Origin of the sequence: Kitasatospora putterlickiae, from assembly GCF_039527695.1 — a bacterium.
Classification (GTDB): Bacteria; Actinomycetota; Actinomycetes; order Streptomycetales; family Streptomycetaceae; genus Kitasatospora; species Kitasatospora putterlickiae.
On sequence record NZ_BAAAKJ010000026.1, the window covers coordinates 569 to 6,824 of the forward strand.

Sequence of the window (6,256 nt, forward strand, 5' to 3'; positions counted from 1 at the left end):
ACCGGCGCGGCGGGCGCCGGCACTGCGGCGGCCTGCGGCTCCGGCTGGGCGGCGGCCAGCGGCACGATCGGGATGCCGTGGGCGGGCGTGCCGCCGGTGGAGGGGCCGCGGTCGGCGAGCGAGCGGACCGGGACCTGGCCGGTCATCAGGGACGGGTCCGGGATCGGCGGGCCGGCGTGCAGCGGGCGGCGCGGCGCCTGAGCGGCCGTCATCGCCTCGGGGCCGTGGCCCTGGACCGGGACGGTCTGGGGGGCGGGCGCGGGCTGGGCGTGCGGGGGCGCCTGCGGGGCCTGGGCCTGCGCGGGGCCGTGGGCGGCGCCGAGCACGGGCGGGTCCAGCGGCGGCCAGGACGGCTCGACGGGGGTGCCGGGCGGGGTCTGCTGGTCGGCGGCCGGTTCGCCCCAGGAGCCCTGCGGGCCGGGCATCAGCAGCACGTCGTCCTCGTCGTCGAGGCCGTCCGGCTGGTCGACGAAGTGGAAGGCGGGGCGCTGGGCGCCGGGGTCGACCGTCCAGCCGTCGCCGGGAACGCCGCCNGCCGGGAACGCCGCCGGCGCCGGGGACGGGCGCGGCGAACCCGGGTACGCCGGGTGCGACGGCCGCGGCGCCCTCGGGGCCGCCGAGCGGGTCGGGCCCGGCGTGCAGGTGCTCCGGCAGTCCCTCGTTCGGGACGTGGCCGCCATCGGTCATGTCAAAGCTCCTTCCAGGCCGCTGCCGCGCCCTCGGCGACGCGATCACCGACCGCAGCGCCCATCCGCACGGGTCGGGCCTGCGCCGGCCCGCCCCTCAACCACACACGGCCGCCGCGCCGAGGCGCTGCTGCCNNNCGCTGCGGCCGAAGTCCTTCCGGCGCGCTGCGGCACCCCGGCCCGCGTTCCGCCCTGGGCGGGCGGTGCGTCATCTGAAACAACGACAAGCCGGGGCAACCGGCACGACCGCACCGGACCTTACGGCATTCTCCAGGTCCGGCGGGCGGCACGTCGAATTGCCCACAATTCGAGCCGTACCGGTCCGTACCGCGTCACAACGGCGACGAACCGACCGGATCCGGCGGGCCGGCGGAGGCCGCAGCCGTCCCGGACGCCACACTACCGGCCCGGCGGGACCGTCTCTCGAATCATTGTCCGGATGCGACCTGGATCACCGTCCGGTGCGGCCGGGCGGTCCCGGCGGTCCCCGTGCCGCGACCGGACGGCGGCCGGAACCGCCACCGGGCCTTCACGCTTTCTGCTCACCCCAGAGCAGGAAGGTGCCGGGGTCGCCGACGCCGAGGCGCAGTCCGTGGGCGTCGCCGCCGGCCGGGGCGCCGGGGGCGCCCGTGGGCGCGAGCAGCGGCGCGGACTGGAGCAGCGCGCCGTCGGCGAGGTAGCCGGCGCCGGCGATGGCGCGCCGGACCTCCTCGGCCTCGGCGAGGGTGCGGGCGACGGCGACGATCCGTTCGGGGCGGCGGGAGAGCACGGCGCGCACGACGTCGGGGCCGCCGGTCTCGACCACGGCGGCGTCGGGTTCGGGGAGTTCGCCGAGGACGTCGGGGCCGTGGCCGTGCACGGTCTCGACCTCGACGCCGTAGCGGCGGGCGTTGACGGCGAGTCGGGCGCAGGCGGCGCGGTCTGCCTCGACGGCGACGACGGCGGCGCCGAAGCGGGCGGCCTCGACGGCGAGCGCACCGCTGCCTGCGCCGACGGACCAGACGAGGTCGCCGGGGCGGGCGCCGAGGCGGGCGAGCACGAGCGCGCGCACATGCGCCGGGAGCGTGTCGTTCGCGCCGGGCGTGCGCCCGGTGCCGGTGTAGGTGTCGGTGGGCAGCGCCCAGCCCCGGTCGGGGCCGGGGTAGCCGACGGGGCGTCCGGCGAGCCAGCCGGCCGCTTCGGTGGCGGCGCCGCTCCGGGGTCCGCCGCCGGGGCCGCCGGCGCTGCTGCCGCCGATCACCAGGACGACGTTGGGGTCGCGCCAGATGTGGTCGGCGACGCGGTCGGAGGTGAGGACGGTGACGTCCTCGTCGGGGGTGCCGAGGGCCTCGCAGACGACGAAGGTGCGGTGGACGCCGCGGAGCATGAGGGCGAGCTCGCTGGGTCCGGCGCCGGGGGCGGTGAGGACGGCGACCTTGGGGTGGGCGCGGCAGACGTTGGCGGCGCGGCGCAGCCGGCCCCCGTGGGCGCTGACGACCTGGGCGTCCTCCCAGGGCATGCCGGCGCGGGCGAAGGCGGCGGCGACGGAGGAGACGGCGGGCAGGACTTCGAGTTCGAGGCCGTACTCGGGGCGGCGCAGGGTGCGCACGACGCCGAAGAAGCCGGGGTCGCCCTCGGCGATGACGACGGCGGCGCCGCGGTGTTCGGCGATCCGGCGGGCGGCGAGCTGGATGCTGCCGAGGGCGATGCGTTCGGCGGCGGCCGGCACCGGGAGGGCCTTGAGCTGGTACGGGGCGCCGGCCACCAGGGTGGCCGCCGCGAGGGCCGCGGCGGCGGCCTCGGTGAGTGGAGTGCCGTCCCACCCGATGACCGTGATCCGGTCAGCCATCTGCGGCTGTCTCCCTCGCCATCCGTGCGCCGTCGGGCGCCGCACACCGGCGCCGGTCAGAGGTTACCGGGTGTGATCCCCTCGGCGCGGACATCTCGCACACCTGTGCACGGCGAGGCGGGCGGGAAGGAGCGCGGGGCGGCCGGCCGCCGGTTCAGTCGCGCAGCACGTAGCGGTCGCCGCCGGCCCAGACGGGGGCCGGGGCCTCGGGGGTTTCGAGGTCCTCGGGCAGCAGGCTCCAGAGGATGAGGTCGCTGCGGCTGTCCTTTCCGCCCTGGCGGCCGGAGGGGCCGCCCACCGCCGCCTCGCCGGGCTCCGCGCGCACTATCCAGGCGCTGCGCAGCACCCCCTCGCTGATCCCGCCGATCTTCTGGGCGACCTGCTGGGCGGCGGTGTTGCCGGCGGCGGTGCGCAGTTCCAGGCGCTGGAAGCCGCGGTCCTCGAAGAGCCACTGGGCGACGCCGAGGACGGCCTCGGGGGCGTAGCCCTCGCCGCGGGCCCAGGCGGCGGTGATGAAGGCGATCTCGGTGGAGCGCAGCCGCCAGTCGGTGTTGCGCAGTTCGACCAGGCCGACGAGCCGCTGGGTGAGGTGTTCGGTGACGGCGAGGACGATGCCGTGGCCGGCGGCGCGGTGGGCGGGGGCGAGGGTGCGGGCCAGTTCGGCGGCGTGCGCCTCGGTGAAGGGGTGGGGCTGGTCGGTCCAGGCCAGGACGAGTTCGTCGGCCATCATGGCGGCCAGGCCGGGGGCGTCGTCCTCCGCAAGCGGGCGCAGCAGCAGCCGTTCGGTGCTGATGGCGGTCTCGGGGAAGCTCGCTGCCATGCCGTCTCTCCTCGCCGGGTCGTGGACACACCGTACGCCTCGCCGGTGCCGGGTGGTCACGCGGTGCACGGACCGGACGACGGTACGTCAGATGTGGGCCTGTCGGACCGTCACTGGTGCATATTGCCCGACCGGGCCCCCGCCTGGTTGAGGCGGGGGCCCGGTGGTGTCCGGCGGGACGGGTCGGTCACGCGGCGGGCGTGGATCAGAACGCCGGGATGACGGCGCCCTTGAAGGTGTCGTCGATGTACTTCTTCACCTCGGGCGAGTGCAGCAGCTCGGCGAGCTTCTTGACCCGGGGGTCGTTCTCCTTGCCTTGCTTGACCGCGAGGATGTTGGCGTAGGGGTTGCCCTCGGCCTTCTCCAGGATCAGCGAGTCGCTGGTGGGCTTGAGGCCGGCGTCGATGGCGTAGTTGCCGTTGATGACGGCGGCGTCGAGGTCCTCGATGGAGCGGGGCAGCTGGGCGGCCTCCAGCTCCTTCCACTTGAGGTTCTTCGGGTTGCCGGTGACGTCGGCGGGGGTGGCGGCGGTGCCGACGCCGTCCTTGAGGGTGATGAGGTTGTTGTCGGCGAGGAGCTTGAGCGCGCGGCCCTCGTTGGTGGCGTCGTTGGGCAGGCCGATGGTGGCGCCGTCCTTGATGTCACCGATGGCCTTGGCCTTCTTGGAGTAGAGGCCGAGGGGCTCCAGGTGGACCGTCTCGACGGAGACGATCTGGGTGCCGTGCTTCTTGTTGAAGTCCTCCAGGTACGGCACGTGCTGGAAGTAGTTGGCGTCGGCCGAGCCGTCCTGCACCGCCGTGTTGGGGGTCACGTAGTCGGTGACCTCCTTGATGGTGAGCTTGAGGCCGGCCTTGTCCGCGAGGTTGTCCTTGACGTACTTGAGGATCTGCCCGTGCGGGGTGGGGCTGGCGACGACGGTGAGCGGCGCGTTCGCGTCCGAGGAGGACGTCGAGTCGCCGTTGCTGCCGCAGGCGGCCAGGGAGAGGGCGATGCCGGCGGTGGCGAGGACGCTGGTGAACTTCAGGGCGTTGCGCACGAAAAGTGCCTTTCCACGTGGTACGGGGAGCCGGGTCCGGGTTCGGACGCCGGGTGGTCTAGGGGGCGACGAGGTCGTCGTCGGGGGTGGCCGGGGCGGCGGTGACGCGGCCGCGCGGGCCGAGCAGGCGGGTCCGGCCGCCGGTGCGGCCGCGGTGGGCGAGGGAGCGGACGGCCCAGTCGCCGAGCAGCTGCACGAGGGTGACGATGATCACCAGTTCGGCGACGATGATCCACATGAAGGCGGTCTCGAAGCGGAAGTAGCCGTAGTTGATGGCGAGGGTGCCGAGGCCGCCGCCGCCGACCGCGCCGGCCATGGCGGAGTAGCTGATCAGGGTGATGATCGTGGTGGTCACGGAGGCCACCAGGCCGGGCAGCGCTTCGGGGACCAGGGTCTTGCGCACGATGGTCCAGCTGGAGCCGCCCATCGCCTGGACGGCCTCGACCAGGCCGCGGTCGACCTCGCGCAGGGAGGTCTCGACGAGGCGGGCGAAGAACGGGATGGCGCCGATGGTGAGCGGCACGGTCGCGGCCTGCCAGCCGATGGAGGTGCCGACCAGCCAGCGGGTGAAGGAGATCAGGGCGATCATCAGGATGATGAACGGCACCGAGCGGGCGATGTTGACGACGGCGCCGAGCACCTTGTTGACGGGCCGGTTCTGCAGCAGGCCGCCCTTGTCGGTGACCACCAGCAGCACGCCGAGCGGCAGTCCGAGCAGGACGGTGCCGACGGTGGCGGCGCCGACCATCTGGAGGGTCTCCCAGGTGGCGGGCCACATCAGTTCCTGCATCTGGTCCCAGGTCATGCGTCCGCTCCCTTCGTCGTCGCGGTGAGGGTGGTGTCGAGGACGTCGACCTGGAGGCCCTGCTCGCGCAGGAAGCCGATGGGCACCACGTTGTCCTGGTGGCCGCCGGGCAGTTCGACCCGCATCCGGCCGACCATGCGGCCGGCGATGGTCTCGACGGCGGCGCCGAGGATGTTGATGTCGATCTGGTAGGTGCGGGCGAGCTGGGAGACGAAGGGCTGGGCGGGGGCGTCGCCCTGGAAGGTGATCTCCAGCACGGTGGCGCCGGGGTGACCGGTGCCGAACTCGCCGAGCGGGAAGAGTTCGCGGGCGAGCTCGGAGTCGGGCACGGCGAGCAGGTCGGTGAGGGCGCCGGACTCGACGACCCGGCCGCCGCGCATCAGGGCGGCGGAGTCGCAGACGGACTTGATGACGTCCATCTCGTGGGTGATCAGCAGCACGGTGAGGCCGAGCTGCTGGTTGAGGTCGCGCAGCAGCTTGAGGATGGAGCGGGTGGTCTCGGGGTCGAGCGCGGAGGTGGCCTCGTCGGAGAGCAGCACCTTGGGGTCGCCGGCGAGGGCGCGGGCGATGCCGACGCGCTGCTTCTGGCCGCCGGAGAGCTGGCCGGGGTAGCTGCGGGCCTTGTCGGCGAGGCCGACCAGGTCGAGGAGTTCGGCGGCCTTGCGGCGGCGTTCGGTGCGGTCCAGTCCGATGATCTCCAGCGGGAGTTCGACGTTCTGCTGGACGGTCCGGGAGGCGAGCAGGTTGAAGTGCTGGAAGACCATGCCGATCCGGCGGCGGGCCTCGCGCAGCTCCTTGCCGGCCCGGTTCTCGCCGCCGGAGAGGGCGGTGAGTTCGACGCCGTCCACGGTGACGGTGCCGGAGCTGGGGCGCTCCAGCATGTTGACGCAGCGGATGAGGGTGGACTTGCCGGCGCCGCTGGTACCGACGACGCCGTAGACCTCGCCGGGGCGGACGTGGAGGTCGACGCCCGCGAGGGCGGTCACCTCTCGGCCGCGTGAGCGGTAGACCTTGGTGAGGTCCGTGGTGGTGATCACAGCTGCTTCCGTGGGTCGGGGGCGGACGGCGCGCGGCCGCCGCG

The 6,256-nt window shown here is 74.2% G+C and carries 5 protein-coding genes; all 5 read right to left on the reverse strand.

The features are described from left to right. Positions 1–1,215: 1,215 nt before the first annotated feature. The 5 genes from cbiE to ABD308_RS03240 all read right to left on the reverse strand — a co-directional run bounded on the left by cbiE (position 1,216) and on the right by ABD308_RS03240 (position 6,212). Positions 1,216–2,514 carry a precorrin-6y C5,15-methyltransferase (decarboxylating) subunit CbiE gene (cbiE, locus tag ABD308_RS03220; RefSeq protein ID WP_344325197.1) on the reverse strand — a complete coding sequence of 433 codons (1,299 nt, stop codon included), beginning with the start codon at positions 2,512–2,514 and terminating at the stop codon, positions 1,216–1,218. 154 nt (positions 2,515–2,668) lie between these two features. Next, positions 2,669–3,334 (reverse strand): GNAT family N-acetyltransferase, encoded by a 666-nt coding sequence (locus tag ABD308_RS03225; RefSeq protein ID WP_344325200.1) that lies wholly within the window; start codon positions 3,332–3,334, stop codon positions 2,669–2,671. 205 nt (positions 3,335–3,539) lie between these two features. Beyond that, positions 3,540–4,370 (reverse strand): MetQ/NlpA family ABC transporter substrate-binding protein, encoded by an 831-nt coding sequence (locus ABD308_RS03230; protein WP_344325203.1) that lies wholly within the window; start codon positions 4,368–4,370, stop codon positions 3,540–3,542. A gap of 58 nt (positions 4,371–4,428) precedes the next feature. Then, the gene (locus ABD308_RS03235; protein ID WP_344325206.1) at positions 4,429–5,175 is read right to left on the reverse strand and encodes a methionine ABC transporter permease; all 747 of its coding nucleotides are present in this window, start codon (positions 5,173–5,175) and stop codon (positions 4,429–4,431) included. Next, positions 5,172–6,212: a methionine ABC transporter ATP-binding protein gene (locus ABD308_RS03240; RefSeq protein WP_344325209.1), complete on the reverse strand. Its 1,041-nt coding sequence runs from the start codon at positions 6,210–6,212 to the stop codon at positions 5,172–5,174. Before ABD308_RS03240 ends, ABD308_RS03235 begins: the two co-directional genes overlap by 4 nt. Positions 6,213–6,256: the final 44 nt, after the last annotated feature.

Excerpts from the sequence above, each read along its gene's own strand:
- cbiE (WP_344325197.1), bottom strand. The coding sequence starts at position 2,514 with ATGGCTGACCGGATCACGGTCATCGGGTGGGACGGCACTCCACTCACC.
- ABD308_RS03225 (WP_344325200.1), bottom strand. The coding sequence starts at position 3,334 with ATGGCAGCGAGCTTCCCCGAGACCGCCATCAGCACCGAACGGCTGCTG.
- ABD308_RS03235 (WP_344325206.1), bottom strand. The coding sequence starts at position 5,175 with ATGACCTGGGACCAGATGCAGGAACTGATGTGGCCCGCCACCTGGGAG.